We start from the raw sequence: 25,089 nt of genomic DNA, 5'->3' as shown, positions 1-25,089 counted from the left end.
GGTTCTGCAATGTCGAGCACTAAAAAACCGCTGGTTCTGACTATTCTGGATGGCTATGGCTACCGCGAAGAACAGCAAGATAATGCCATTCTGAATGCCAATACTCCGGTGATGGACCGTTTATGGCAACAACAACCTCATACATTAATTGCCGCTTCAGGTCTGGATGTTGGTTTGCCCGATGGGCAAATGGGTAACTCTGAAGTCGGTCACGTCAATCTGGGGGCTGGCCGTATTGTTTATCAGGATTTAACCCGCCTCGACAAAGAAATCAAAGAGGGTGACTTTTTCACCAACCCAACCCTGACCACAGCTATTGATAACGCGGTTAAAGCGGGCAAAGCAGTGCATATCATGGGCCTGCTGTCTGCTGGTGGTGTCCACAGCCACGAAGACCACATTCTGGCGATGGTTGAGCTGGCGGCCAAACGAGGGGCGACGACCATTTATCTGCATGCATTCCTCGATGGACGTGATACCCCGCCGCGCAGTGCTGAACCTTCACTGAAACGATTCACTGAAAAGTTTGCTGAGCTGGGCAAAGGCCGCATCGCGTCTATTATTGGCCGTTATTATGCTATGGACCGCGATAATCGCTGGGATCGAGTACAACTGGCCTACGATTTACTGACTCAGGCAAAAGGCGAATTCACCGCAGATAACGCGGTTGCTGGCCTGCAAGCGGCCTATGCCCGTAATGAAAATGACGAATTTGTTAAACCCACCGTGATTAAAGCCGCGGGCGAAGCTGATGCTGCCATGAATGATGGTGATGCATTAATCTTCATGAATTTCCGTGCAGACCGTGCTCGCCAAATCACCCGCACCTTTGTGAATGCCGACTTTGACGGCTTCAAACGCGATAAAGTGGTTAACTTCGGCGATTTCATCATGCTGACGGAATATGCGGCTGATATTAAAGCGGCTTGTGCTTACCCACCGGCATCACTGAGCAATACTTTCGGTGAATGGCTGATGAAGCATGACAAAACACAGTTGCGCATTTCTGAAACTGAAAAATATGCTCATGTGACTTTCTTCTATAACGGCGGCGTGGAAGAGCCATTCAAAGGCGAAGATCGCATTCTGATTAACTCACCGAAAGTGGCAACCTATGACCTGCAACCGGAAATGAGTTCCGCAGAACTGACTGAAAAATTGGTCGGCGCTATCGCCAGCGGCAAATATGATGTGATCATTTGTAACTATCCGAATGGCGATATGGTCGGCCATACCGGTGATTATGATGCCGCCGTGAAAGCAGTAGAAACTCTGGATAATTGCATTGAACAAGTCGTTGCTGCGGTGAAAGCAGTTGATGGGCAATTGCTTATCACCGCCGACCACGGCAACGCTGAGCAGATGAGTGACCCGGCAACTGGCCAGGCACACACCGCCCATACTAGCCTGCCGGTTCCCCTGATTTATGTCGGTAATAAAGAGGTTAAAGCCGTCTCCGGTGGCAAACTTTCAGACATCGCACCGACCATGCTGTCACTGATGGAAATGGAAATCCCGCAAGAGATGACTGGTAAGCCGCTGTTCATCGTGGAATAATCCTTCGTTATGAAGGAAAAGGCGTCATTCGCGATATCAATGGTTACGGAAGATAGCATCAGCGGCGATACAGAGGGCTTCTCTGCATTGCCGAATAGGTTGGTGCCTCGCCCGTGGTCAGCACTGTACGCCAGCGTTTTTTGCGCTGGCGTATTGCTGTTTCCATTATCCAGCCATGCCGCTGATGCCCCTTCAACGATAAAAACAGCAGAAAACAAAAGTCAGTTGAAAACACTTCAGCAAGATATCGCTGAGAAAGAAAAAAGTGTTCAGCAACAAAAACAACAACGCAGTTCCTTGCTCGACCAGTTGAAACAACAGGAAAATACCATTGCTCAGGCGAGCCGCAGCTTGCGTGAAACCCAAGGTACCCTGAGTGAACTGGATAAAGAAATCTCCAGCCTTACCGCCTCGATTGGCAAACTACAAAGTAAACAATCTCAGCAACAAGATATCCTGTCAAAACAGCTTGATGCGGCCTTTAAACAAGGTCAGCACAGTGGCTTACAACTTGTTTTAAGTGGTGAAGAGAGCCAGCGCAGTGAGCGCATTTTGGCGTATTTCAGTTATCTCAATGAAGCTCGTCAGAAATCCATTGAAACACTGGAGCAGACCCGCACCAACCTGTCTGCTGAGAAAAAAGTGCTGGAGCAAAAGAAAAACCAGCAAAAAGCTTTATTGGATGAGCAGAAAACTCAGCAGCAAAAGCTGGAAGAAGCGCGAACTGCCCGCAAGAAAACGCTAACTTCGTTGGAAGCCTCGCTGGAGAAAGATCAGCAGGGTCTGGCGGAGCTGAAACTCAACGAATCCCGTTTGCGCGACCAAATCGCCAAAGCTGAGCGCGAAGCCAAAGCCCGTGCAGAGCGGGAGGCTAAAGAAGCGGCCCGCGTACGCGAACAAGTAAAAGTCAAAGAACAGCAAGCCAAGAAAACCGGTTCCAGCTATAAACCAAGTGAAAGTGAGCGCTCATTAATGGCGCGAACTGGCGGGCTGGGTCGCCCGGGCGGCCAAGCTATGTGGCCCGTTAGGGGGAATGTGACTCACCGCTTTGGCGAGGCCTTGCAAGGTGAACTCCGTTGGAAAGGCATGGTTATTTCCGCGCCAGAAGGCAGCGAAGTCAAAGCGATTGCGGATGGCCGAGTGCTACTGGCAGACTGGTTGCAGGGCTATGGACTGGTCGTCGTCGTTGAACACGGCAAAGGGGATATGAGTTTATATGGCTACAACCAAAGCGCGCTGGTCAATGTCGGCGCTCAGGTAAAAGCTGGCCAGCCAATTGCGCTCGTTGGCACCAGTGGCGGTCAAGGTGAGCCATCACTCTATTTCGAAATCCGCCGTCAAGGACAAGCGGTTAACCCACAGCCTTGGTTAGGAAGATAGAGAACAACATTAGGGAACACCTATTGCGCTATTTCAATACACGTCGGTTTATCATAGTAAGCACCCTACTCATTGCTAACGCCGCGCAGGCGGGCAAACTTTCAATCGTTATTGATGACTTTGGTTATCGCCCTCAGAACGAAAACAAGGTATTACAGATGCCGCTGCCGATCTCAGTGGCGATTCTACCTAATGCCCCTTATGCCAAAGAGATGGCCATCAAAGCCCATAATCAAGGGCGCGAAATTCTGATTCACCTGCCGATGGCCCCGCTGAGCAAGCAACCGCTGGAGCGCGATACATTACAGCCATCAATGAGCAGTGAAGAAGTCCAGCGGATCATTCGCCAGGCGGTGAATAATGTTCCTTACGCCACCGGCATGAATAATCATATGGGCAGCGCGATGACTTCCAGCTTGCCGGGCATGCAAAAAGTGATGCAGGCACTGGAGCACTACCAGCTCTATTTCCTTGATAGCGTGACTATTGGCAACAGCCAGGCCAGTAAAGCGGCCGAAGGTACTGGCGTCAAAGTGATTAAGCGCAAAGTTTTTTTGGATGATTCACAAAATGAAGCCGCGATTCGCCAACAATTTAACCGCGCAGTAGAATTAGCCCGTCGTAATGGTTCGGCCATTGCAATTGGGCACCCGCATCCAGCCACTATTAAAGTGCTGCAACAAATGTTGCCTCAATTACCTGCGGATATTGTTTTGGTCAGACCTAGCGCGCTGCTGAATGAACCAGTGCGCAATATTACTGAACATAATAATAGCGGCAGTGGCACTGTCTCACCGGGCAAATCAAAACCGCGTGACCCGGCCAAAGGCGAGCGCCTGAAAGCTATCAAGCAATGCAACGCGAAAGCCAGTTATGTTCCGGAGAAAATCTACGCCGATAAGATGTTTATTGTCTTAGGTGAGAGCTTGATGCAAAGCCCAGCAGTGACCTTTGTTAAGAAGCATTGGCAGCAATATTTCCCGCCAGTCGCGCCAGTGACTCCGGTTGATAAACCGGCAGTCGATGAATCTAAAGCTAAAAATCCGTAATTTGCTTAATAAAAACGAAGCCATCATCATCTGATGGCCGAGGTTAATGACAAAGTGCCCGTATCGGTGAAAACAGGCAGATCGTAAAGACGCCGTAAACCCTTCCCTGGGGGCTCGAGCCGCGCCATCCCTGGCGCGGACGCTTTACTCTTCTCCCTGTCCTCACCTTGCAAGATCGAGCCGTTAGAGTTTGTCAGCAGTCTGATCAATCCCAGTTTAATATTACCTTACCTGATTTCCCCGAGCGCATAGCATCAAAACCTTGCTGGAACTCATCAATGGAGAAACGGTGGGTGATAATCGGGGTTAAGTCTAAACCGGATTGAATCAGAGCTGCCATTTTGTACCAGGTTTCGAACATCTCACGGCCATAAATCCCTTTGATAAACAGCCCCTTGAAAATCACCTGATTCCAGTCGATAGACATATCCGATGGCGGTATCCCCAGCATCGCAATACGGCCACCGTGATTCATTGAGTTAAGCAATGTGCGGAAGGCAGGCGGCGCACCGGACATTTCCAGACCGACATCAAACCCTTCAGTCATGCCCAGTTCAGCCATCACATCATTCAGGTTCTCTTTGCTGACATTAACTGCGCGGGTTACCCCCATTTTTCGCGCCAGATCCAGGCGGTATTCATTCACATCAGTGATAACAACATGGCGAGCGCCGACATGCTTACAGACCGCAGCGGCCATGATACCAATCGGGCCAGCGCCGGAAACCAGCACATCTTCCCCAACTAAATCAAAGGATAACGCGGTATGCACAGCATTACCGAACGGATCAAAAATAGCCGCGAGTTCATCAGAAATATTGTCGGGAATTTTGAAAGCATTAAAGGCCGGAATCACCAGATATTCGGCAAAAGAACCAGGGCGGTTTACGCCGACACCCACGGTATTGCGGCAAAGGTGGGTGCGCCCACCCCGGCAATTGCGACAATGTCCACAGGTAATATGCCCCTCGCCAGACACCCGGTCACCAATATTAAAGCCTTTAACTTCCTGACCGATAGCCACCACTTCACCGACATATTCGTGACCAACCACCATAGGGACAGGAATAGTTTTTTGTGACCATTCATCCCAGTTATAGATATGCACATCAGTGCCACAAATAGCCGTTTTACGAATTTTGATCATGATGTCATTGTGGCCCAGCTCCGGCTGCGGCACATCGGTCATCCAAATACCTTCTTCTGCTTTTAGTTTGGATAGTGCTTTCATAGACAATGTTTCCGTAGACAATGCTTTCATCAAAATCCCTTACGCAATAACGTTAAGCTGCTTGCCAATACAGATGAAGGCTTCAACAGCCCGCTCCACCTGCTCTGGCGTATGATCTGCCGACATCTGAGTGCGGATGCGCGCCTGACCTTTCGGCACTACCGGATAGAAGAAACCAGTGACGTAAATACCCTCTTTCAGCAATGCATTGGCAAATTCTTGCGCGAGTGTCGCGTCGCCCAGCATCACCGGAATAATGGCGTGATCGGCACCGGCCAAGGTGAAACCGGCGGCACTCATTTTCTCGCGGAATAAACGGGCATTCGCCCATAGGCGATCACGTAGCTCAGCGCCGTCTTCCAATAGCGATAACACTTCAATAGAAGCCGCGACTATTGCTGGAGCCAATGAATTTGAGAACAAATAAGGCCGTGAGCGCTGGCGCAACCACTCAACCACTTCTTTACGACCCGCGGTATAACCGCCTGATGCCCCACCCAGCGCCTTGCCTAATGTGCCGGTGATAATATCCACGCGATCCATTACTTCGCAGTATTCATGAGTACCACGGCCATTTTCACCCACAAAGCCCACTGCGTGGGAGTCGTCGACCATCACTAGCGCCTGATACTCATCCGCCAGGTCGCAAACTCCTTTCAGGTTGGCAATCACGCCGTCCATGGAAAACACGCCGTCGGTGGCAATCATGATATGCCGCGCGCCGCCTGCTTTGGCTTGTTCTAGCTGGGCTTTCAATTCGCTCATATCATTATTGGCATAGCGGTAGCGCTTGGCTTTACATAACCGCACTCCATCAATGATTGAAGCGTGATTCAGTGCATCGGAAATAATGGCATCCTCTGGCCCCAACAGAGTTTCAAACAAACCGCCGTTGGCATCGAAACAGGAGGAATAAAGAATGGCATCTTCCATACCGAGGAAGCTGGCCAGTTTCTGTTCCAGCTCTTTATGGGTATCTTGAGTGCCGCAAATAAACCGCACCGAGGCCATACCAAAGCCATGAGTATCCATGCCTTTTTTAGCCGCCGCGATCAGCCGGGGGTGGTTTGCCAGCCCTAAATAGTTGTTGGCACAGAAATTAATGACATGGCGGCCATCCGCCACAGCAATATCAGCTTGCTGCGCGGAAGTAATTATCCGCTCATTTTTATACAGCCCTTCAGCACGGGTTGTTTTGAGTTGTTGTTCTAATTGCTGATAAAAGGCATTTCTATCACAAGGCAGGGACATGCAGTTATCTCCAGAATGAGCATTTTCACCCTACATTTTACTGCCTGATGGATGAACTGACGAGAAACCTTGTCTTATATTATAAAAAATGCAGCACATATCACGGTGAACATTCCTAAAGCCGCATAGAAACAGAGAGATTAGCCCCTTCCGGCTGTGCGCTATCCTATGAAATGTTATGATAACGGCAAATAGAGTGTGGGGCATTGTGCCCGACCAAGAAGATTAACAAGGGTGAACCTGATGATTATCGTCACTGGCGGCGCCGGTTTCATTGGCAGCAATATCGTTAAGGCACTGAATAATATCGGTTATAAAGATATTTTGGTTGTGGATAACCTGAAAGACGGCACTAAATTCGTCAATCTGGTTGATCTCGATATCGCCGATTACATGGATAAAGAAGATTTTGTTGCCAGCATTGTTGCCGGTGATGATATGGGTGATATCGACGCGATTTTCCACGAGGGTGCCTGTTCTTCCACCACCGAGTGGGATGGCAAGTACATGATGGATAACAACTATCAGTATTCTAAAGATATCCTGCACTTCTGTCTGGATCGCAGTATTCCGTTCCTGTATGCCTCTTCCGCTGCCACCTACGGCGGGCGTACTGATAATTTCATTGAAGATCGTCAGTACGAACAACCGCTTAATGTTTATGGCTACTCCAAATTCTTGTTCGATCAGTATGTGCGCGAAATTTTGCCTGAAGCTGATTCACAGATTTGCGGGTTCCGTTATTTCAATGTTTATGGCCCACGTGAAGGCCATAAAGGCAGCATGGCGAGTGTAGCTTTCCATCTGAATAACCAGATCAATGCGGGCGAAAACCCTAAATTGTTCTCCGGCAGTGAAAACTTCAAACGCGACTTTATTTATGTCGGTGATGTTGCTGACGTTAACCTGTGGTTCTGGCAAAACGGCGTATCCGGCATTTTCAACTGCGGTACAGGTCGTGCAGAATCTTTCCAGGCGGTTGCCGATGCGGTGGTGGATTTCCATCAAAGCGGGCCTGTGGAATACATTGAATTCCCAGAAAAACTGAAAGGTCGCTATCAGGCATACACGCAAGCTGATTTAACTAATTTGCGCGCTGCCGGTTATGACAAGCCGTTCAAAACCGTCGCCGAAGGCGTCAAAGAATACCTCGCCTGGCTCAATAGCTCAGTCTAAATAACTTGCTGCAAGGAATTGATAAACGGTATGAAAATACTGGTCATCGGCCCTTCTTGGGTTGGCGATATGATGATGTCGCAAAGTCTTTACCGCACCCTGAAGGCCGAATATCCGGCAGCAGAAATTGATGTGATGGCGCCCGCATGGTGCCGTCCGCTTTTAGCTAGAATGCCAGAAGTTCGCCATGCCGTCCCGATGCCATTAGGCCATGGGATTTTTGCTTTTGAGGAGCGCCGCCGCTTGGGTCTGGCCTTACGTGAAACAGGTTATGATCGCGCTTATGTATTACCGAACTCATTTAAATCGGCCCTAATACCTTATTTTTCAGGGATTAAACAGCGAACAGGCTGGCGTGGCGAAATGCGCTATTTCTTACTCAATGATATGCGCATTCTGGATAAACAAGCTTTCCCGATGATGGTTCAGCGCTATGTTGCATTGGCCTACGATAAAGAGCGTATTCACTCAGCCGATGATTTACCACAGCCTTTGCTACGGCCTCAATTACAGGTTCAGGATGAAGAAATTGCCGAGATTACGGCATCATTCAACCTAACGGATAACCGCCCAATTATTGGCTTCTGCCCTGGTGCAGAGTTTGGCCCGGCAAAGCGCTGGCCACATTATCACTATGCCGCGCTGGCCCAGAAACTGATTGATACAGGCTATCAAGTCATCTTGTTGGGGTCAGCCAAAGATAATGAAGCTGGTGAAGAAATCCGCCAAGCGCTGGATGAACCCGCCCGCGAGTATTGCCTCAATTTCGCAGGCCAGACCTCGCTGGATCAAGCCGTGGTCATGATTGCCGCCTGTAACGCCGTGGTCAGTAATGACTCCGGTTTGATGCATGTTGCAGCCGCATTAAATAAGCCGTTAGTCGCTTTATATGGCCCAAGCAGCCCGGACTTCACTCCGCCACTGTCTGACAAAGCCACAGTTATTCGCCTGATTACCGGCTATCACAAAGTGCGTAAAGGCGACAGTGCGCAGGGTTATCATCAGAGTTTGATTGATATCCAACCTGAACAAGTGATGGCTGCCCTTGAGAAGCAGCTCTCGGCACCCACCTGTTCAGCGAAAGAGGCCGATTAATGCATGTATTGATCGTTAAAACCTCTTCAATGGGCGATGTTTTACATACATTACCCGCGCTGACTGATGCCATGAATGCCATTCCCGGCATTCGCTTTGATTGGGTGGTAGAAGAGGGTTTCAGCCAAATCCCCAGTTGGCACCCGGCGGTGGATAAAGTTATTCAGGTTGCCATCCGCCGTTGGCGGAAAAATTGGTTCGGCAGTGATACCCGGCAAGAGCGCTGTGATTTTAAACGTGTGGTGCAGCAGCGCAGCTATGATGTGGTGATTGATGCTCAGGGGCTAATTAAAAGTGCCGCATTGATTACCCGCATCGCTAAAGGAATAAAACATGGGCCGGACAGCAAAAGTGCCCGTGAACCCTTTGCTAGCTGGTTTTACAACTGCCGCCATCAGATTGATATCAAACAACATGCTGTCGAACGCATCCGCCAGTTGTTTGCGGAGAGCCTCGGCTACGATAAGCCGGAAAGTTATGGTGACTATGCTATCGCACCGCGTTTTTTAAACCACTTACCTGCCGATGCTGGCCAATATCTGGTTTTCTTGCATGCAACCACCCGCGACAGCAAACACTGGCCGGAGAGCCATTGGCTAAAACTGATTGAATTGGTTGCTCCGACGGGTTTAAAAATAAAATTACCCTGGGGGGCGGAACATGAGTATCAACGTGCTTTGCGGTTAGCGGAGCATTTTTCTCATGTTGAGGTCTTACCTAAACTCAGTCTCCAGCAAGTGGCCGAGGTGCTGGCGGGTGCAAAAGCAGTGGTTTCCGTTGATACCGGTCTCAGCCATCTGACCGCCGCTCTGGATCGCCCCAATATTACCTTGTTCGGCCCAACCGACCCTGGTTTGATTGGTGGCTACGGCAAAAACCAGATTGCGGTAATCTCCGAGCAAAAAAGTATGGATACCATTACGGCTGAAACCATTATGACGCAATTGGAACCGCTTATTTCATAAGCAATTATTTCTAGCCAGTTATGCCCGCTTAAAAGATCCGTAAGCCCGCATTTACTGTGTAATAACAGTCAGCGCTGGTAATTATCAGAGCTGGCTGTTATCAGAACTAATAGTTGTCAGTATTCTGATAGTTAAACATTGTTAATCTGTTATTCAAGCTATTAACGAAGCTCATTAATTCACTTTTTGCTAATAACAGCTCATTGATTTCTCTATGTTCTTAATTAATGGCTCAATACCATCCCAATAAAACTTAATTTTCCTGAGTGCGTGATAAACCACTAAATAACAAGGTATTATTAGCTGAAAATAGCATCATTGAATAAGCTGATGATATCTACAGCTACCTCATTAATTACACCTCATCGTAATGAAAATCATTCTCACTCTTAAACAAGAAAAATCAATTTCCCCCCCTCTCATTTGTTGAAAGTTTATATTCTTTTTTATAAATAGCCTGACCCTGCTCGGGTTATCAAGCAGCCCCAGTGGAAAAGAGCCTTTCTTGCTCAAATATGGTATTATTCTTAATAATCCATATAAATGAAATTGATAGAATGTTACTGCGTTTATATCAGGTATTACTCTACCTTATTCAACCACTGATTTGGCTGCGGTTGCTGTTACGCAGCCGTAAAGCCCCCGCTTACCGCAAACGCTGGGGGGAGCGCTATGGTTTTTGTGCCGGTAAAGTTGTTGCTGGCGGTATTATGCTGCATTCAGTTTCAGTCGGTGAAACACTGGCCGCTATCCCTTTAGTCCGAGCATTACGCCACCGTTATCCATCATTGCCCATTACCGTGACCACCATGACACCTACCGGCTCCGAGCGTGTTCAATCCGCTTTTGGCAAAGATGTCCACCACGTTTATCTGCCCTACGACCTTCCCGGTTCTGTGAACCGTTTTCTTGATCAGGTGAATCCCAAGCTGGTCATCATCATGGAAACTGAACTGTGGCCGAACCTCATCAATGCGCTGCATCGCCGCAAGATACCGCTGGTCATTGCCAATGCGCGCCTTTCGGCACGCTCTGCCGCTGGCTATAAAAAAATCGGTAGTTTTATCCGTAATATGCTGCAGCGGATCACTCTAATTGCCGCGCAAAATCAAGAAGATGGCGACCGTTTTATTGAATTGGGCCTTCGGCGCTCACAGCTTACAGTCACCGGCAGTCTGAAATTTGATATTTCGGTAACCCCCGAATTAGCCGCCAGAGCCATCACCTTACGCCGCCAATGGGCACCACATCGCCCTGTCTGGATAGCGACCAGTACCCATGACGGCGAAGAAACTATCTTGTTGGAAGCTCATCGCCAATTATTACAACACTTCCCGACATTGTTGCTGATTCTGGTACCGCGCCATCCAGAGCGATTCCCGAAAGCCATTGAATTAACACAAAAAGCCGGGCTAAGTTATACATTGCGTAGCAAAGGCGAAGTGCCTTCGAGTAGCACACAAGTGGTGATCGGCGATACCATGGGTGAGCTAATGCTGCTGTATGGCATTGCTGATTTAGCTTTTGTTGGCGGTAGCCTGGTTGAGCGCGGCGGCCATAATCCATTGGAAGCAGCAGCGCATGCCATCCCTGTGTTGATGGGGCCACATACGTTTAATTTTAAAGACATTTGTGCCAAGCTGGAGCAGGCTGAAGGGTTGATTACTGTCACTGATACCCTGTCACTGGTGAAAGAAATTACCATGCTGCTGACTGATGAAGATTGCCGCCTCTATTATGGCCGCCATGCGGTTGATGTATTGCATGAAAATCAGGGCGCGCTACAACGGCTATTGCACTTGCTGGAGCCTTATCTACCGCAACGGAGCCACTAAATGAGTGTCAAAAAACGCCTGTCAGTGGTGATGATTGCTAAAAATGAAGCCGCACTGCTGGCGGATTGTTTGGCATCCGTTATCTGGGCTGATGAAATAGTGGTATTAGATTCAGGCAGTGAAGATGAAACCGTCGCTTTGGCCAAGCAATATGGCGCAAAAGTCTACAGCAACACAGAATGGCCGGGTTATGGTAAACAGCGACAATTAGCCCAGCAATATGCCACTGGCGATTATATTCTAATGCTCGATGCTGATGAGCGAGTGACTCCCGAGCTAAAAACTGCGATTGAAGCCGTGTTATTGGCACCAGAAGAAGGCGCGGTTTATAGCTGTGCACGGCGGAACCTGTTTTTAGGCCGCTTTATGCGCCATAGCGGTTGGTATCCTGATAGAGTGACCCGCTTATATCCGCGCGATCAATACCATTACAACGATAATTTAGTCCATGAATCACTTGATAGCGGCTCCGCTAAAGTTATCCCGCTAGCTGGGGATTTACTGCACCTGACTTGCCGTGACTTTTTCACCTTTCAGCAAAAACAACTCAACTATGCGCAGGCTTGGGCGCATCAGCGCCATCAAGAAGGCAAAAGCTGCAGCTATTTTTCAATTCTCAGCCATACTCTTGGGGCATTCTGCAAAACATGGCTATTACGTGCCGGTTTCCTCGATGGTAAACAAGGGCTATTGCTGGCGGTGGTCAACGCGCAATATACTTTTAACAAATATGCGGCTCTGTGGGCATTGAGCCATCAATATCAGAAAAGCGAGAATTCATGACCACCAAAGCCATCTATCCGGGGACCTTTGATCCTATTACCAATGGGCATTTAGACTTAGTCACCCGCGCCTCAGCAATGTTTAGTCATGTCATCTTGGCAATCGCCGACAGTTCCAGTAAAAAACCGATGTTTACCCTAGACGAGCGGGTCGCCTTGGCAAAACAAGTGACTGCATCACTGAAGAATGTGGAAGTTTTGGGTTTCAGTGAGCTAATGGCGGAATTTGCCAAAAAAAATAACGCGAATATTTTGGTGCGGGGTTTACGCTCGGTATCAGATTTCGAATATGAATGGCAACTGGCCAATATGAACCGCCATCTAATGCCAAAGCTGGAAAGTGTCTTTCTGATGCCATCAGAAAAGTGGTCATTTATCTCTTCGTCATTAGTGAAGGAAGTGGCGCGCCATGGTGGAGACATCTCGCCATTCCTTCCTGCGCCCGTAACCGCAGCGCTGATGGCTAAGTTGGCGTGATTCTTTATTGACACCAATACCCACGTAATTGGAGTTGCAGACAGGCGATCACTCCCTATGGCTTCAAATACGAAAGAGATAGATTAATGCTGGCAGTGGCGGCAAAAAAACGTGCTACGCTGCCCGTGCTTCGCAATTTCAATCACATTCCCACAGCGCCGACATAACTCACCCGCTCGCCCATATACCTGTAACTCTTGTGCAAAATAACCCGGTTTGCCATCTGACTGTAAAAAGTCGCGCAATGTAGTGCCACCCTGCTCAATAGAGTGCAATAACACGGCTTTAATTGTTGCCACCAACAGTGTGACCTCGGCTTCGGTTAATGAACCAGCGGCGCGTTCCGGCAGAATACCCGCAGTAAATAGTGATTCGCTGGCATAGATGTTGCCCACCCCGACCACCACTTTATTATCCATTAGCCACTGCTTAACTACAGTGCGTTTGTTACGTGACTTTTCAAACAGATACCCAGCGGTAAATTCATCACTCAGAGGTTCTGGCCCTAAGTGTGCGAGTACGCTACTGGTTGCAAGGTCTTTTGCCCATAGCCAGGCACCAAAGCGGCGCGGGTCGGTATAACGCAGGATTTTGCCATTGCTGATAACCAAATCAACATGATCATGTTTCTGCGCTTCGGTTTCTTCCGACAAAATACGCAGGCTACCTGACATCCCTAGATGGACGATAATCCAGCCTGTTTTCAGCTCTATCAGTAAATATTTAGCTCGGCGTTGGACACTGAGTACCGGTTGGTCACTGAGTGCCAAGATTTCATCAGATACTGGCCAACGTAAGCGGGCATTTCTGACCACAGCATAAAGAATTGTTTGGCCGACAAGATAAGGTTCGATCCCGCGTCGGCTGGTTTCAACTTCTGGTAATTCAGGCATGCGACCCCCTTAGCGTGTCTCACTAGACTTTATATAATAAAAAACCCGGCCGAGGCCGGGTTTTCTTAATCCACCAAAATTAAAATTACTTAATTTTAGCTTCTTTATAGATCACGTGTTGACGGACAACTGGATCGAATTTCTTCAATTCCAATTTTTCCGGCTTAGTACGCTTGTTCTTCGTGGTGGTATAGAAGTGACCAGTACCAGCAGAAGAAACCAGCTTGATCTTCTCGCGAACACCTTTAGCCATGATTCAGTTCCTTAATACTTCTCACCGCGGGCACGAATTTCGGCCAAGACCGTTTCAATACCCTTCTTATCAATAACACGCATACCTTTAGCAGATACACGCAGAGTTACAAAGCGCTTCTCGCCCTCAACCCAAAAACGGTGAGAGTGAAGGTTCGGCAGAAAACGGCGTTTGGTCGCGTTCATTGCGTGGGAACGGTTGTTACCGCTCACCGGGCGCTTGCCAGTAACTTGGCAGACTCGGGACATGTCTATTCTCCAAAAATCAAATCAGCTCGAGCTTCGTATAGGATTTGGCCGCCTCGTCAGGCTTTAGAGCCCATCTCAGCAAATTCACTGAGAAGACTCACTGTCATCAGGTCAGAAACCCCTGTCACCAGGCTATAAACCTGTTGAGATAGGCTCTTCACGCCAAACCCAAGATTCTCAAAGGTGGCGTAGTATACGCTCTGAAGCGTAAGTGCTCAAGTCCCGAACAGCTAAAGATCCCGAAAGGATCAATTATTATTTCTCTAAAGCCATCCGCGTTCGGCAAATGAGACACATTCACCCCGTCCAACCACCAAATGATCGAGCACTCGAATATCTAATAATGAACAGGCTTTTATCACCTGCGTAGTCATCAAACGGTCAGCTTGGCTCGGTTCAGCCTTACCCGAAGGGTGATTATGCGCCAGAATCAGCGCGGCGGCATTAACCTTCAACGCTTCACGCACAATTTCCCTCGGATGGACTTCAACACTGCTGATGGTACCAGTAAACATCTCCTCATGGCGAATAACACGATGCTGGTTATCCAAAAACATCACTAAAAAAACCTCTCTTTCACGATGAGAAAGGATATTTTGTAGAAATTTTTGTGTAATGTCGGCATTAAGCAGGGCACTTTCCCGCATTAGATGAGATGAAAAGCAGCGACCAGCCAGTTCTGCGATAGCCTGAATCTGACTATATTTCGAAATACCAATCCCCTTTTTTGCACATAACACCTGATAATCCGCCGAGATAAGCTCATGCAACGAGCCAAACTCATCAATCAAATATTCAGCCATTCTCATTACATGCATGCCTGGGATGCCCGTGCGCAGAAAAATAGCGAGCAATTCGGCATCAGTCAGTACCGCAGCACCGTATTTCAGCAGCTTTTCTCTTGGGGCCATATGCCCATACCACTCATCCATTCCTTGGCTCCTGTTTATCCCTGAACAGCACAAACAGCATGACAGAAGGCTTTATGAGCCGCGACTCCATGGTGAGCAGCATGCGTAACGCCTCGCAAATTTGATGATTGATGGCATCAGGAGATGCCCTGATAGCTAATCTACCCGGCGGTTATGCTAAAATATCGCCTCTTATGACTTTCATTCGGACAATCATGATGACGGGACTTTCCGGCGAACATCTTTCTGGTAAAAAGATTGTGCTAGGGATTAGCGGGGGTATTGCCGCATATAAATCTCCTGAGCTGGTACGCCGCTTACGCGACAGAGGTGCAGAGGTACGTGTGGTGATGACCCACGCGGCCAAAGCATTCATTACACCACTCACGTTGCAGGCAGTCTCGGGCTATCCCGTCTCTGATGATTTACTCGACCCTGCGGCAGAAGCAGCAATGGGGCATATTGAGCTGGGTAAATGGGCTGATTTAGTGATAATGGCCCCCGCCACAGCAGATTTACTGGCGCGAGTGGCCGCTGGCATGGCGAATGACTTGCTAACAACAGTTTGCCTGGCAACCGCATCTCCTGTTGCTGCAGTGCCCGCCATGAATCAACAGATGTACCGCGCAGCTGCTACTCAAGCCAATCTACAGACCCTAGCCAGTCGTGGAATGCTATTGTGGGGGCCTGATAGCGGCAGTCAAGCTTGTGGTGATGTTGGCCCAGGTAGAATGCTGGACCCTCTGGAAATTGTCGCGCTGGCGCATGAACATTTTGCAGCAAAACAAGACCTGAAACATTTGAGTGTCATGATTACCGCCGGGCCAACGCGTGAAGCGCTTGATCCCGTGCGCTTTATCAGCAATCAAAGTTCGGGGAAAATGGGCTTCGCGATCGCTCAATCGGCCGCTGCCAGAGGGGCGAAAGTCACTCTAATTGCCGGGCCAGTAAACCTTCCCACACCTGCTGCGGTGAATCGCATTGATGTTGTCAGTGCGCTGGAGATGCAACAAACAGTTCAGAACTTAGCCGCCCAGCAGAATATTTTTATTTCTTGCGCTGCGGTAGCGGATTACCGCGCCGAGCAAGTTTCTGACGAGAAAATAAAAAAACAGGGTGACGAAATTACCCTTAAGTTAGTGAAAAACCCGGATATTGTCGCCGGGGTGGCTTCGATGGTTAAAAAACGTCCATTTGTTGTTGGATTTGCTGCCGAAACCCAGAATGTGGAAGAATACGCGCGACAAAAACTAGCGCGGAAGAATCTGGATCTTATTTGCGCTAATGATGTATCGCTCGCAGAGCATGGTTTTAACAGTGATACCAATGCCTTGCACCTTTTTTGGCCGACTGGAGAGAAACGTTTACCGCTCAGCGATAAGCACCTCCTCAGTCAGCGTTTAATAGACGAGATTGTCAGCCGTTATGATGAAAAAAATCGACATTAAAATTCTGGACCCACGTGTTGGCAAGGAATTTCCTTTACCAACGTATGCTACAGAAGGTTCTGCTGGGCTGGATTTACGTGCTTGTCTGGACGAAGCAGTTGATTTACTGCCGGGGCAAACTACATTGTTACCCACTGGTTTAGCGATACATATCGGTGATAACACTCTGGCGGCGGTCATTCTGCCGCGCTCAGGTTTGGGACATAAACACGGGGTGGTATTGGGTAATTTGGTCGGGCTGATTGATTCCGATTATCAAGGTCAGTTGATGGTGTCAGTCTGGAACCGTGGTCAACAACCGTTCATCATCGAACCCGGCGAACGTATCGCACAAATGGTATTTGTTCCCGTAGTACAAGCAGAATTCAATTTGGTTGAAGATTTTGACCTTACTGAACGTGGTACCGGTGGTTTTGGTCATTCTGGGCGCCAATAACCTACCCTAGACCCTAATACCGTAAAAAAGCTATCACATAAGCCGCCGGGACTTGGTATCCAGTGCGGCCGGTATTGGGGTTTTTGTTATTAAGTCATTTTTAGCAAGGGTCTACTCGGACATGGCAGAAAAAGAAAATACGAAAAGGAATAGGCGCGAGGAAATTTTGCAGGCTTTAGCGCAAATGCTGGAATCCAGCGATGGCAGCCAACGCATTACTACCGCCAAACTCGCCGCGAATGTGGGAGTTTCGGAAGCCGCGCTTTATCGTCATTTCCCCAGCAAAACGCGGATGTTTGATAGCCTGATCGAGTTTATTGAAGACAGTCTGATGTCCCGCATTAATTTGATTCTGCAAGATGAAAAAGAGACGTTTAATCGCCTCCGGCTGATCCTATTGCTGATATTAGGCTTTGCGGAGCGCAATCCAGGGCTAACTCGCATCATGACCGGGCATGCACTGATGTTCGAGCAAGACCGCTTACAAGGGCGAATTAACCAGCTGTTTGAACGAATTGAAGTACAGCTACGTCAGGTGCTACGCGAGAAAAAACTGCGTGATGGGCAAGGTTTTATCCATGATGAAGCGCTATTGGCAACACAGCTATTAGCATTTTGTGAAGGGATGCTTTCACGTTTTGTTCGCTCAGAATTTCGCTACCGACCGACGCAAGAGTTTGATTCCCGCTGGCCTTTGATTGTGGCTCAGTTGCAATAAGCCACAAAGTCGCTGTGATAGTCATATAAAAAGGGCCAAACGGCCCTTTTTTGTATTTTCATAATGAGGAAATCTTAAACACCATATTGCTCACGATATTGGCGCACCGCCGTCAGATGAGCCGCCATCTCCGGTTTCTCCTCCAAATAACGGATCACATCATTCAACGTCACAATCGCGATGACTTTACAGTGATAATCATGTTCAACTTCCTGAATCGCAGAGATTTCACCACGACCACGCTCTTGACGATCTAATGAAATCATCACACCAGCTAGGGTGGCGCCCTGCGCATTGATAATTTCCATTGATTCACGAATCGCAGTACCAGCGGTTATCACATCATCCACCAGCATGACTCGGCCTTTTAACGGGCTCCCCACCAAGCTGCCACCTTCACCGTGATTTTTGGCTTCTTTACGGTTAAAGCAGTAAGGAACATCACGACCATGATGCTCAGCCAAGGCTACGGCGGCGGTGGTGGCAATAGGAATGCCCTTGTATGCTGGCCCGAATAAAAGGTCAAACTCCACACCACAATCCATTAACGCCGCGGCGTAGAAACGCCCGAGTTTTGCCAGATCAAGCCCGGTATTAAACAACCCTGCATTAAAGAAATAGGGGCTAATCCGCCCAGACTTCAGGGTAAATTCGCCAAACTTCAACACCTGCTTGTTAAGCGCAAACTCGATAAAATCGCGCTGATAGGCTTTCATTGGTACGTCTCCTCTAGATTGTGGCTACTGTCATTAATTACTTTGTTGAATGATTCGGTGCCTAAATTGCAGGAAAAAAAAAGGCGACTAGCAAGTCGCCTTTATCAATTATTGTTCTAACGCCGCCTTCTGCGCCAGGAAGATAGTTTCTATCCCTCCCCGAGCCAGTTCCAACAACGCCAGTAACTCTTCGTGACTGAACGGCTCGCCTTCTGCGGTGCCTTGCACCTCAATCATCCGGCCATCTTCCATCATCACCACATTCATATCAGTTTCTGCTGCAGAATCTTCTATATATTCCAGATCGCAAAGGGCTTCACCTTTCACGATACCAACAGAAACCGCAGCTACCAGCCCTTTCATCGGGTTAGCTTTCAATTTACCGGCGGCAACTAAGTTATTTAATGCATCAGCCAGAGCGACACAAGCGCCACTGATTGAGGCTGTACGGGTGCCACCATCAGCCTGCAACACATCGCAGTCTAACGTAATGGTGAACTCACCCAATTTCTTCAAATCAACTGCCGCACGCAAAGAACGAGCAATTAGGCGCTGAATTTCTAAAGTGCGACCACCTTGTTTGCCTTTTGCGGCTTCACGCGCATTACGGCTGTGGGTCGAACGTGGCAACATGCCATATTCAGCGGTTATCCAGCCCTGACCTTGGCCTTTCAGAAAGCGCGGAACACCCTCTTCGACCGTGGCGGTGCACAATACTTTGGTATCGCCAAACTCAACCAACACGGAACCTTCAGCGTGTTTCGTGTAATTACGGGTCAGGGTCAATGGGCGGACTTGTTGTGCTGCTCGGCCTGCTGGGCGCATGGGGCTTTCTCCGGCTTTAAATCGATATTGGTCGCGCATTATACGGCCTTAGTGATGTAATGCCTATCCTGCCTGCGCCTCGGAGGCTATAATCCCTGCATCTTTTCTTGAAAACGGGTACGCAACAATGATCCGCAGCATGACCGCTTACGCTCGACGTGACATTAAGGGTGAATGGGGTAGCGCAGCCTGGGAGCTGCGTTCCGTTAACCAACGCTATTTAGAAACTTACATTCGCTTACCTGAACAGTTCCGTAGCCTGGAACCGGTTATTCGCGAACGTATCCGCGGCCGCCTGACCCGTGGCAAAATTGAGTGCAGCTTGCGCTTCGAGCTGGATGCTAACTCACAAAGCTCTTTGATCCTTAATGAGAAACTGGCAAAGCAACTGGTTGAAGCTGGTCAGTGGGTCAAGATGCAAAGTGATGAAGGCGAAATTAATCCAGTGGATATTCTGCGCTGGCCGGGTGTTATGGCCGCAGAAGAACAGGATCTGGATGCCATCAGCACTGAGCTGATGCAGGCACTGGATATTGTGTTGGATGACTTTATCGTTTCCCGCGAAACTGAAGGTGCAGCACTAAAAGCGCTTATTGAACAGCGGCTGGATGGCGTTAGTGCGGAAGTGGTTAAAGTCCGTGCGCATATGCCAAATATCTTGCAATGGCAGCGTGAGCGTTTGCTCAACAAACTGGAAGAAGCACAGGTTCAGTTGGAAAATACTCGCCTGGAGCAGGAATTAGTGCTGATGGCACAACGTGTCGATGTAGCTGAAGAGTTGGATCGACTTGAAGCGCATGTCAAAGAAACACACAATATTCTGAAGAAGAAAGAAGCCGTTGGCCGCCGCCTTGATTTTATGATGCAAGAATTCAACCGCGAGTCGAATACGCTAGCATCAAAATCTATCAATGCCGAAGTTACCAATTCAGCTATTGAGCTGAAAGTGCTTATCGAGCAAATGCGCGAGCAGATCCAGAATATTGAGTAACTTCTTTTATTCATCCGTTTTACTAAAGCCCGGAGAAATTTGGGCTTTTATTACTCTACCTGCGCCAAGTGAAGCAGTGAAAAAGCCTTTCCCTCGCCGCCCAGTTCTGAACTGACCAGTTTTTACAAATCCAGATTTCAAGTAAAAAGCTAACGCAGCGGGATTTTGTTCATTCACACTGAGCTTTCCCTTTAAATGCTGAGCATGCGCCAACAGCGTTTTCCCAAAACCTTTACCGTGATAGATGGGATCAATGAATAACACCTCCACTTTATTACCATCGAGGCCAATAAGCCCTACTGCCTATCTGCTATTTTCAAATAACCAAACTTCTAGCCCAAGCAAATAAAATTGAATATCAGCCTCAGTTAGAAACAAATACGATTCCCTTACTGCTTTTTCCCAAATCTCAACTAAGCGCGGAATGTCCTCAGATATCGCTCTTATTATCATTAGTTTCTCAAACTCTCATCTGTATAGGATAATTATCACTAGCCATTGAAAGCTTAAACAAACCTGCACCTAATTTTAAACAACATAGGACATTCGTTGTTTTTCCCCCGTTATATGAAGTATGTTGAACAAACAAAACTAGGTGCCCATATTTTCGAGTAATTCCTGCGGAGAGGTTATGATCGCCACAACAACTTTACTGCTGTTTTCCGGTGCTTGTGTAGCACTTGCAGGTATTCAGTTAGGAACTTATTACCACACGTTGGCGGCAGCATTAGGGCTTTCACAACTTTTTATAGTGGTACCACTAGCTTACGATGCAGTGCGGATACTCGGTGCATGCTATTTACTCTATTTGGCATGGAAAATACTCACCTCAGCCCACGGTGTCCCGATAAAAGCAGCGTTATCACCCGCTCCCGTATATAAGGCCTTCCGGAAAGGATTATTCACCAAATTGCTGAATCCCAAGATGGCTCTATTTGTACTGGCGCTATTCCCACAATTTATCACCCCCAGTCAGGTTCAGTGATTGTGCAAATGCTGTTATTGGCAACCATCCTGAATGCTATTGGCTTGATTATTAATGATAGCCTGATTTTAGTGGTCAGTAATATGAGTAACCGCTTTAAAACCGGGGCGTTTTCAGCTCGCTGGCCAAACTATTTGCTAAGCGTAGTCTTTACCGGATTAGCGTGTAAATTACTTTTCGATAGCCGCAAATAAAACTAGTGTCGGAATAATGTGAGTAAACAAGGAAAAGGATATGCAGTTAACTGTGCTGGTTGATAACAACACCCTAATAGACAAATATCTTATAGCCGAACCGGGGGTTTGTTATCATATTGAAATTAATGGAAAAAATTTTCTTTTTGATACTGGTTACTCTGACGTTTTTCTATGTAATGCGGCAATTCTGGGTATTAATATCAGCAATATCGATAGTGTGATTTTCTCCCATGGTCATAACGACCATAGCGGGGGCTTAACCCATCTTGCACAATATCTAGACCGAACAAATCACTATAGTGAGCAGAAAATAAAACTTGTGGCTCACCCCAATGCATTTACCCCTAAATACTACGAAGATAAATCAATAGGTGCTCATTTTCCGGCTGATGGCTATTCCACCTTTTTCAAACGAATTGATCAGTCCGGTGTTTATTACATTACGGATAATTTACTTTTTTTAGGTGAGATAGAACGTAGTAATGATTTTGAAGGGCTGCATCCTATAGGGAAAACTATCAATTGTTGTGGCCATGAAGTTGACGACTTTGTCATAGACGACAGTGTGATAGTTTATACCAGCCCAGAGGGCATTGTAATTATTACTGGCTGCTCTCACTCTGGGATCTGCAATATTATTGATTATGCTATTAAAGTGACCGGTGATAAGCGCGTTCGGGCTGTTATTGGTGGTTTTCATCTATTAAATACAGAGAAATCCATCCTCACCAGAACATCAGACTATTTCAAGCAGCTCAGCGCACAAGCACTGTATCCCTGTCACTGTACTGACCTAAAAGCTAAAATAGCATTAGCCGGTGCGGTTGATATAGAAGAGGTCGGGGTTGGAATGGTACTTAACTTTAAGTAAAAATATTATCCGGAAAGGGGATTATATATATTTCACAATAAGTAATGTGTGGTCACGAACTTAAAATTAATACATAATCACTACCGAAATTTGAACATTTAAAGATGAAGGATTATGTAATGCTTAAGAATGTACTTTATTTTGATTCAATGCTGACACCAAAAATTCTTACTATTTTATATTGGCTCTCACTGTTTGGCATCATTGTATCCGGCGTACTGGCGATGTTTGGTAGTTTCTTCATAGGGATTGCCATCATCATCGGCGGTGGCATTAGTTCACGTATTGGTTTTGAGATGATCATGATTGTATTCAAAAATAATGAGTATCTGAAAAGAATCGCAGAAAAACCATAATCGTGATTTACCTCGGGTATTCTCATCTTGTTTCGAAATGGAATACCCAGATTGCTTACCACTGACATACTTCCATCATTAACTCACTAAAAACCATACTATCCCCACTACACTCCAATAAACCATGTCTCATCTTTCTTTTCTCATTTTAGGATTTAGCCTAAATGAACGTAACAATATAAAAAATAGTGTCTTTTATTTTTTCATGCTTAACTTTCATCACAACCTTAAAGTAAAAAAAGCATTTAATATGATTATCACTACTATCTACGATCTGGTATGAATAAATTACACATATACTTTATTCGGTAGGTGATCTGGATAGAGTCATGTTCTACAGGTCAGGATGATTATTCATCACTGGGAGGGTTAGGAATAGGGCCTTCTGAGTTTCCGGCTAAGGTAAGTAAAAGACTCATATACACTTTTAGGGGGTCGCATATGTTCGAAAACCAAGACACGTCGATCCTCAATGCTTACTTTGGTACTCATAGCCCATTTTGGCGGCTTGCTTTTGATAGCCAAGCTTTAGAGTTATCTGCAGTTAAAGGGACAACAAATATCGCAATATCCCTTAATTTAGTCCAAACAATGAGAATCCGGAGCTTAACCGGAATTACTGCAAGTTTAGATATTGAAATTGAAATTTATGGTCACCCCCTTCATCTACATCTTGTCGGCCGCAAGATTAATAAGAAAGAATGGGGAGGTACTGCCTCAGCCTATGCTGATACTGAATCTGTAGCTCGTGACTTGGTCATAGGTCTTTCCTTTGCAGAGCAGGTCGTTTCTGAAGCTAATTCAGTGATTGTTATTCTTGATAAAGATGGGTGCGTACAACGATTTAACCACCTTAGCGAAGAATATACCGGTAAGAAAGAGCAAGATGTTATTGGTAAAAACGTCTATGACTTATTTATGACAGCCAAGGAAGGGGCGTCGTCACGGAAAAATATTGAGGGATTCTTTCAGCGTGGTGCATCTTATGAAGCAGAGCGTTGGGTTAACACCGTTAAAGGAAAGCGCCTATTTTTATTCCGCAATAAGTTTGTTCATAGTGGTAGCGGTAAAAATGAGCGCTATCTCATCTGCTCTGGCACTGATATTACCAAAGAGAGACGCGCTCAAGAACGCCTTAGGATTCTGGCCAATACCGATATGATTACTGGTTTACCTAATCGCCATGCTATTCATGAACGCATAAACAGCGCAATCCAAACCCGTGTTGACACCTCTGTAGGTATTATTTATCTCGATCTCGATAACTTCAAAAAAGTGAATGACCATTACGGCCATATGTTTGGTGATCGGTTACTGAAGGATGTTTCTCAGGCTATTTTAAGTTGCCTGGGTGACAACGAAATGCTTGCCCGGTTAGGAGGTGATGAGTTTATTGTTTTGGTCGAAAACGCTACGATAAACTTGCTTGAAACAACTGCACAGAGAATTCTCAACCGTATGAAATCGCCTTTCCGGATTGGATTGATCGAGGTATATACCGGCTGTTCAATTGGTCTTGCACTATGCCCTGAGCATGGCGACACATTGGAAAATATTATTCGCAGCGCAGATACCGCTATGTATACCGCAAAAGAACATGGAAAACAGACCTATTCAATTTTCTCGCAGCAAATGAATAAAAAAGTATCCGAATATGTTTGGCTCGATACCAATTTACGCAAGGGTTTAGAACAGCACCAATTACATGTCTATTACCAGCCAAAAATATCAACCAAAACAGGAAAAGTGCACAGTGTAGAAGCACTCGTCAGATGGTTATCGCCTGAACGAGGTTTGATTGCTCCTCTGGAATTTATCTCCTATGCCGAAGAATCCGGACTTATCAGGCCCCTGGGTAAATGGGTACTGCAAACATCGATGCAACAAGCCGTCGATTGGAGAAAACGCGGGATTAACCTACGAGTTGCCGTCAATGTTTCTGCTCGACAATTGATAGATGAGGCTATCGTTACCAGCTTTATTGAATCTCTCGAAGCCAGCGAACTGGAATCTAGCTTGGTCGATGTTGAATTAACGGAAAGTTGCTTAATTGATAATGAAGACGCCGCTATCAATATAATTAAACAGCTACGCTACTTAGGTGCTCAAGTTCACTTAGATGATTTTGGTACTGGTTATTCTTCACTCTCTCAGTTAGCGCGCATCCCTATTGATGCCATTAAGCTGGATCAAAGTTTTGTTCGCCATATTGATACTAATCCTATTTCACAATCTCTGGTACGAGCCATTATCGTTGTCGCCGAAGCACTTAAAATGCAAGTGATCGCCGAAGGGGTAGAAACTAAAGAGGAAGAAGAATTTCTGGATTCTATTGGCATTGATGAAAAACAGGGATTTCTTTATGCTAAACCAATGCCCGCAGATGAACTGGAGCATTGGCTGATAACACAACACCCTCACCTTTCACTGGATTAGGTGCAAA

Annotated in this window: 25 protein-coding genes and 1 pseudogene; 17 read left to right on the top strand and 9 right to left on the bottom strand. The window is 47.0% G+C overall.

Annotation, left to right across the window (positions count from 1 at the left end; all coding sequences use genetic code 11):
- Positions 1-9 precede the first annotated feature (9 nt).
- The 3 genes from gpmM to OVO64_RS16955 are packed head-to-tail and all read left to right on the top strand — an operon-like array spanning position 10 to position 3,986.
- Positions 10-1,557, top strand: coding sequence for a 2,3-bisphosphoglycerate-independent phosphoglycerate mutase (gene gpmM / locus OVO64_RS16965; RefSeq protein WP_038637933.1), 1,548 nt, complete (start codon positions 10-12; stop codon positions 1,555-1,557).
- A 9-nt stretch (positions 1,558-1,566) separates the two neighbouring features.
- Positions 1,567-2,937, top strand: a complete 1,371-nt coding sequence (gene envC, locus OVO64_RS16960; RefSeq protein ID WP_038637930.1) for a murein hydrolase activator EnvC — start codon at positions 1,567-1,569, stop codon at positions 2,935-2,937.
- Positions 2,938-2,960: 23 nt separating this feature from the next.
- Positions 2,961-3,986 carry a divergent polysaccharide deacetylase family protein gene (locus tag OVO64_RS16955; protein ID WP_038637927.1) on the top strand — a complete coding sequence of 342 codons (1,026 nt, stop codon included), beginning with the start codon at positions 2,961-2,963 and terminating at the stop codon, positions 3,984-3,986.
- 205 nt (positions 3,987-4,191) lie between these two features.
- Here the strand turns inward: OVO64_RS16955 and tdh are convergent, their stop codons facing one another.
- Positions 4,192-5,217 carry an L-threonine 3-dehydrogenase gene (gene tdh, locus OVO64_RS16950; protein ID WP_038639959.1) on the bottom strand — a complete coding sequence of 342 codons (1,026 nt, stop codon included), beginning with the start codon at positions 5,215-5,217 and terminating at the stop codon, positions 4,192-4,194.
- 39 nt (positions 5,218-5,256) lie between these two features.
- Positions 5,257-6,468: a glycine C-acetyltransferase gene (gene kbl, locus OVO64_RS16945; RefSeq protein ID WP_050292158.1), complete on the bottom strand. Its 1,212-nt coding sequence runs from the start codon at positions 6,466-6,468 to the stop codon at positions 5,257-5,259.
- Between the two features lie 243 nt (positions 6,469-6,711).
- Between kbl and rfaD the strand changes: the two genes are divergently transcribed.
- From rfaD to coaD, 6 genes are all read left to right on the top strand, one after another.
- A complete protein-coding gene (gene rfaD, locus OVO64_RS16940) occupies positions 6,712-7,644 on the top strand; it encodes an ADP-glyceromanno-heptose 6-epimerase (protein WP_038637918.1) in 933 nt (310 codons plus the stop codon).
- 30 nt (positions 7,645-7,674) lie between these two features.
- Positions 7,675-8,739 (top strand): ADP-heptose--LPS heptosyltransferase RfaF, encoded by a 1,065-nt coding sequence (rfaF, locus tag OVO64_RS16935; RefSeq protein WP_267248909.1) that lies wholly within the window; start codon positions 7,675-7,677, stop codon positions 8,737-8,739.
- Positions 8,739-9,704 (top strand): lipopolysaccharide heptosyltransferase RfaC, encoded by a 966-nt coding sequence (gene rfaC, locus OVO64_RS16930; RefSeq protein ID WP_038637911.1) that lies wholly within the window; start codon positions 8,739-8,741, stop codon positions 9,702-9,704. The genes rfaF and rfaC overlap by 1 nt, the downstream gene beginning before the upstream one ends.
- 557 nt (positions 9,705-10,261) lie before the next feature.
- Positions 10,262-11,539, top strand: a complete 1,278-nt coding sequence (gene waaA, locus OVO64_RS16925; protein ID WP_038637908.1) for a lipid IV(A) 3-deoxy-D-manno-octulosonic acid transferase — start codon at positions 10,262-10,264, stop codon at positions 11,537-11,539.
- Positions 11,540-12,322 (top strand): glycosyltransferase family 2 protein, encoded by a 783-nt coding sequence (locus OVO64_RS16920; protein WP_050292160.1) that lies wholly within the window; start codon positions 11,540-11,542, stop codon positions 12,320-12,322.
- Positions 12,319-12,798 carry a pantetheine-phosphate adenylyltransferase gene (gene coaD, locus OVO64_RS16915; RefSeq protein ID WP_038637901.1) on the top strand — a complete coding sequence of 160 codons (480 nt, stop codon included), beginning with the start codon at positions 12,319-12,321 and terminating at the stop codon, positions 12,796-12,798. Before OVO64_RS16920 ends, coaD begins: the two co-directional genes overlap by 4 nt.
- An 83-nt stretch (positions 12,799-12,881) precedes the next feature.
- On the opposite strand, the gene mutM is transcribed toward coaD, so the two are convergent.
- The 4 genes from mutM to radC form a co-directional block, all read right to left on the bottom strand.
- Complete coding sequence (gene mutM / locus OVO64_RS16910; protein ID WP_038637899.1) at positions 12,882-13,691, bottom strand: bifunctional DNA-formamidopyrimidine glycosylase/DNA-(apurinic or apyrimidinic site) lyase; 810 nt, start codon at positions 13,689-13,691, stop codon at positions 12,882-12,884.
- Positions 13,692-13,776: 85 nt separating this feature from the next.
- Entirely contained in the window at positions 13,777-13,944 is a 168-nt protein-coding gene (rpmG, locus tag OVO64_RS16905; RefSeq protein ID WP_004392084.1) for a 50S ribosomal protein L33, read from the bottom strand.
- Positions 13,945-13,955: 11 nt separating this feature from the next.
- Complete coding sequence (gene rpmB, locus OVO64_RS16900; protein WP_005164747.1) at positions 13,956-14,192, bottom strand: 50S ribosomal protein L28; 237 nt, start codon at positions 14,190-14,192, stop codon at positions 13,956-13,958.
- Between the two features lie 263 nt (positions 14,193-14,455).
- A complete protein-coding gene (gene radC / locus OVO64_RS16895; protein ID WP_038637895.1) occupies positions 14,456-15,124 on the bottom strand; it encodes a RadC family protein in 669 nt (222 codons plus the stop codon).
- 194 nt (positions 15,125-15,318) lie between these two features.
- Here radC and coaBC point away from each other — a divergent pair, with 194 nt between their 5' ends.
- From coaBC to slmA, 3 genes are all read left to right on the top strand, one after another.
- A complete protein-coding gene (coaBC, locus tag OVO64_RS16890; protein ID WP_186377450.1) occupies positions 15,319-16,551 on the top strand; it encodes a bifunctional phosphopantothenoylcysteine decarboxylase/phosphopantothenate--cysteine ligase CoaBC in 1,233 nt (410 codons plus the stop codon).
- Positions 16,529-16,987 carry a dUTP diphosphatase gene (gene dut, locus OVO64_RS16885; protein ID WP_038637890.1) on the top strand — a complete coding sequence of 153 codons (459 nt, stop codon included), beginning with the start codon at positions 16,529-16,531 and terminating at the stop codon, positions 16,985-16,987. The genes coaBC and dut overlap by 23 nt, the downstream gene beginning before the upstream one ends.
- A gap of 121 nt (positions 16,988-17,108) precedes the next feature.
- Positions 17,109-17,705, top strand: coding sequence for a nucleoid occlusion factor SlmA (gene slmA / locus OVO64_RS16880; protein ID WP_004392079.1), 597 nt, complete (start codon positions 17,109-17,111; stop codon positions 17,703-17,705).
- 74 nt (positions 17,706-17,779) lie between these two features.
- Here the strand turns inward: slmA and pyrE are convergent, their stop codons facing one another.
- Together pyrE and rph are read right to left on the bottom strand one after the other, a co-directional pair.
- On the bottom strand, positions 17,780-18,421 hold the full coding sequence (gene pyrE, locus OVO64_RS16875; RefSeq protein WP_038637885.1) for an orotate phosphoribosyltransferase: 642 nt from the start codon (positions 18,419-18,421) through the stop codon (positions 17,780-17,782).
- Positions 18,422-18,529: 108 nt separating this feature from the next.
- Positions 18,530-19,246, bottom strand: a complete 717-nt coding sequence (gene rph, locus OVO64_RS16870) for a ribonuclease PH (protein ID WP_038637882.1) — start codon at positions 19,244-19,246, stop codon at positions 18,530-18,532.
- A gap of 127 nt (positions 19,247-19,373) precedes the next feature.
- Between rph and OVO64_RS16865 the strand changes: the two genes are divergently transcribed.
- Positions 19,374-20,237 (top strand): YicC/YloC family endoribonuclease, encoded by an 864-nt coding sequence (locus tag OVO64_RS16865; RefSeq protein ID WP_038637879.1) that lies wholly within the window; start codon positions 19,374-19,376, stop codon positions 20,235-20,237.
- Positions 20,238-20,243: 6 nt separating this feature from the next.
- On the opposite strand, the gene OVO64_RS16860 is transcribed toward OVO64_RS16865, so the two are convergent.
- The gene (locus tag OVO64_RS16860) at positions 20,244-20,507 is read right to left on the bottom strand and encodes a GNAT family N-acetyltransferase (protein WP_230852397.1); all 264 of its coding nucleotides are present in this window, start codon (positions 20,505-20,507) and stop codon (positions 20,244-20,246) included.
- Between the two features lie 361 nt (positions 20,508-20,868).
- Between OVO64_RS16860 and OVO64_RS20565 the strand changes: the two are divergent.
- The 4 genes and pseudogenes from OVO64_RS20565 to pdeR all read left to right on the top strand — a co-directional run bounded on the left by OVO64_RS20565 (position 20,869) and on the right by pdeR (position 25,082).
- A pseudogene (locus OVO64_RS20565) lies at positions 20,869-21,416 on the top strand (LysE family translocator).
- Positions 21,417-21,456: 40 nt separating this feature from the next.
- Positions 21,457-22,290 carry an MBL fold metallo-hydrolase gene (locus OVO64_RS16845; protein WP_038637876.1) on the top strand — a complete coding sequence of 278 codons (834 nt, stop codon included), beginning with the start codon at positions 21,457-21,459 and terminating at the stop codon, positions 22,288-22,290.
- A gap of 119 nt (positions 22,291-22,409) precedes the next feature.
- Complete coding sequence (locus tag OVO64_RS16840; protein ID WP_038637873.1) at positions 22,410-22,646, top strand: DUF4282 domain-containing protein; 237 nt, start codon at positions 22,410-22,412, stop codon at positions 22,644-22,646.
- A gap of 441 nt (positions 22,647-23,087) precedes the next feature.
- The gene (gene pdeR / locus OVO64_RS16835; protein WP_038637870.1) at positions 23,088-25,082 is read left to right on the top strand and encodes a cyclic di-GMP phosphodiesterase; all 1,995 of its coding nucleotides are present in this window, start codon (positions 23,088-23,090) and stop codon (positions 25,080-25,082) included.
- The last annotated feature ends 7 nt before the right edge of the window (positions 25,083-25,089 follow it).

Origin of the sequence: Yersinia sp. Marseille-Q5920, assembly GCF_946902935.1 — a bacterium.
Taxonomy (GTDB): Bacteria; Pseudomonadota; Gammaproteobacteria; order Enterobacterales; family Enterobacteriaceae; genus Yersinia; species Yersinia rochesterensis.
This window is presented reverse-complemented; position numbering and strand designations above follow the sequence as displayed.

Excerpts from the sequence above, each read along its gene's own strand:
- gpmM (WP_038637933.1), top strand. The coding sequence starts at position 10 with ATGTCGAGCACTAAAAAACCGCTGGTTCTGACTATTCTGGATGGCTAT.
- envC (WP_038637930.1), top strand. The coding sequence starts at position 1,567 with ATGAAGGAAAAGGCGTCATTCGCGATATCAATGGTTACGGAAGATAGC.
- tdh (WP_038639959.1), bottom strand. The coding sequence starts at position 5,217 with ATGAAAGCACTATCCAAACTAAAAGCAGAAGAAGGTATTTGGATGACC.
- kbl (WP_050292158.1), bottom strand. The coding sequence starts at position 6,468 with ATGTCCCTGCCTTGTGATAGAAATGCCTTTTATCAGCAATTAGAACAA.
- rfaD (WP_038637918.1), top strand. The coding sequence starts at position 6,712 with ATGATTATCGTCACTGGCGGCGCCGGTTTCATTGGCAGCAATATCGTT.
- rfaF (WP_267248909.1), top strand. The coding sequence starts at position 7,675 with ATGAAAATACTGGTCATCGGCCCTTCTTGGGTTGGCGATATGATGATG.
- rfaC (WP_038637911.1), top strand. The coding sequence starts at position 8,739 with ATGCATGTATTGATCGTTAAAACCTCTTCAATGGGCGATGTTTTACAT.
- waaA (WP_038637908.1), top strand. The coding sequence starts at position 10,262 with ATGTTACTGCGTTTATATCAGGTATTACTCTACCTTATTCAACCACTG.
- OVO64_RS16920 (WP_050292160.1), top strand. The coding sequence starts at position 11,540 with ATGAGTGTCAAAAAACGCCTGTCAGTGGTGATGATTGCTAAAAATGAA.
- coaD (WP_038637901.1), top strand. The coding sequence starts at position 12,319 with ATGACCACCAAAGCCATCTATCCGGGGACCTTTGATCCTATTACCAAT.
- mutM (WP_038637899.1), bottom strand. The coding sequence starts at position 13,691 with ATGCCTGAATTACCAGAAGTTGAAACCAGCCGACGCGGGATCGAACCT.
- rpmG (WP_004392084.1), bottom strand. The coding sequence starts at position 13,944 with ATGGCTAAAGGTGTTCGCGAGAAGATCAAGCTGGTTTCTTCTGCTGGT.
- rpmB (WP_005164747.1), bottom strand. The coding sequence starts at position 14,192 with ATGTCCCGAGTCTGCCAAGTTACTGGCAAGCGCCCGGTGAGCGGTAAC.
- radC (WP_038637895.1), bottom strand. The coding sequence starts at position 15,124 with ATGGATGAGTGGTATGGGCATATGGCCCCAAGAGAAAAGCTGCTGAAA.
- coaBC (WP_186377450.1), top strand. The coding sequence starts at position 15,319 with ATGATGACGGGACTTTCCGGCGAACATCTTTCTGGTAAAAAGATTGTG.
- dut (WP_038637890.1), top strand. The coding sequence starts at position 16,529 with ATGATGAAAAAAATCGACATTAAAATTCTGGACCCACGTGTTGGCAAG.
- slmA (WP_004392079.1), top strand. The coding sequence starts at position 17,109 with ATGGCAGAAAAAGAAAATACGAAAAGGAATAGGCGCGAGGAAATTTTG.
- pyrE (WP_038637885.1), bottom strand. The coding sequence starts at position 18,421 with ATGAAAGCCTATCAGCGCGATTTTATCGAGTTTGCGCTTAACAAGCAG.
- rph (WP_038637882.1), bottom strand. The coding sequence starts at position 19,246 with ATGCGCCCAGCAGGCCGAGCAGCACAACAAGTCCGCCCATTGACCCTG.
- OVO64_RS16865 (WP_038637879.1), top strand. The coding sequence starts at position 19,374 with ATGATCCGCAGCATGACCGCTTACGCTCGACGTGACATTAAGGGTGAA.
- OVO64_RS16845 (WP_038637876.1), top strand. The coding sequence starts at position 21,457 with ATGCAGTTAACTGTGCTGGTTGATAACAACACCCTAATAGACAAATAT.
- OVO64_RS16840 (WP_038637873.1), top strand. The coding sequence starts at position 22,410 with ATGCTTAAGAATGTACTTTATTTTGATTCAATGCTGACACCAAAAATT.
- pdeR (WP_038637870.1), top strand. The coding sequence starts at position 23,088 with ATGTTCGAAAACCAAGACACGTCGATCCTCAATGCTTACTTTGGTACT.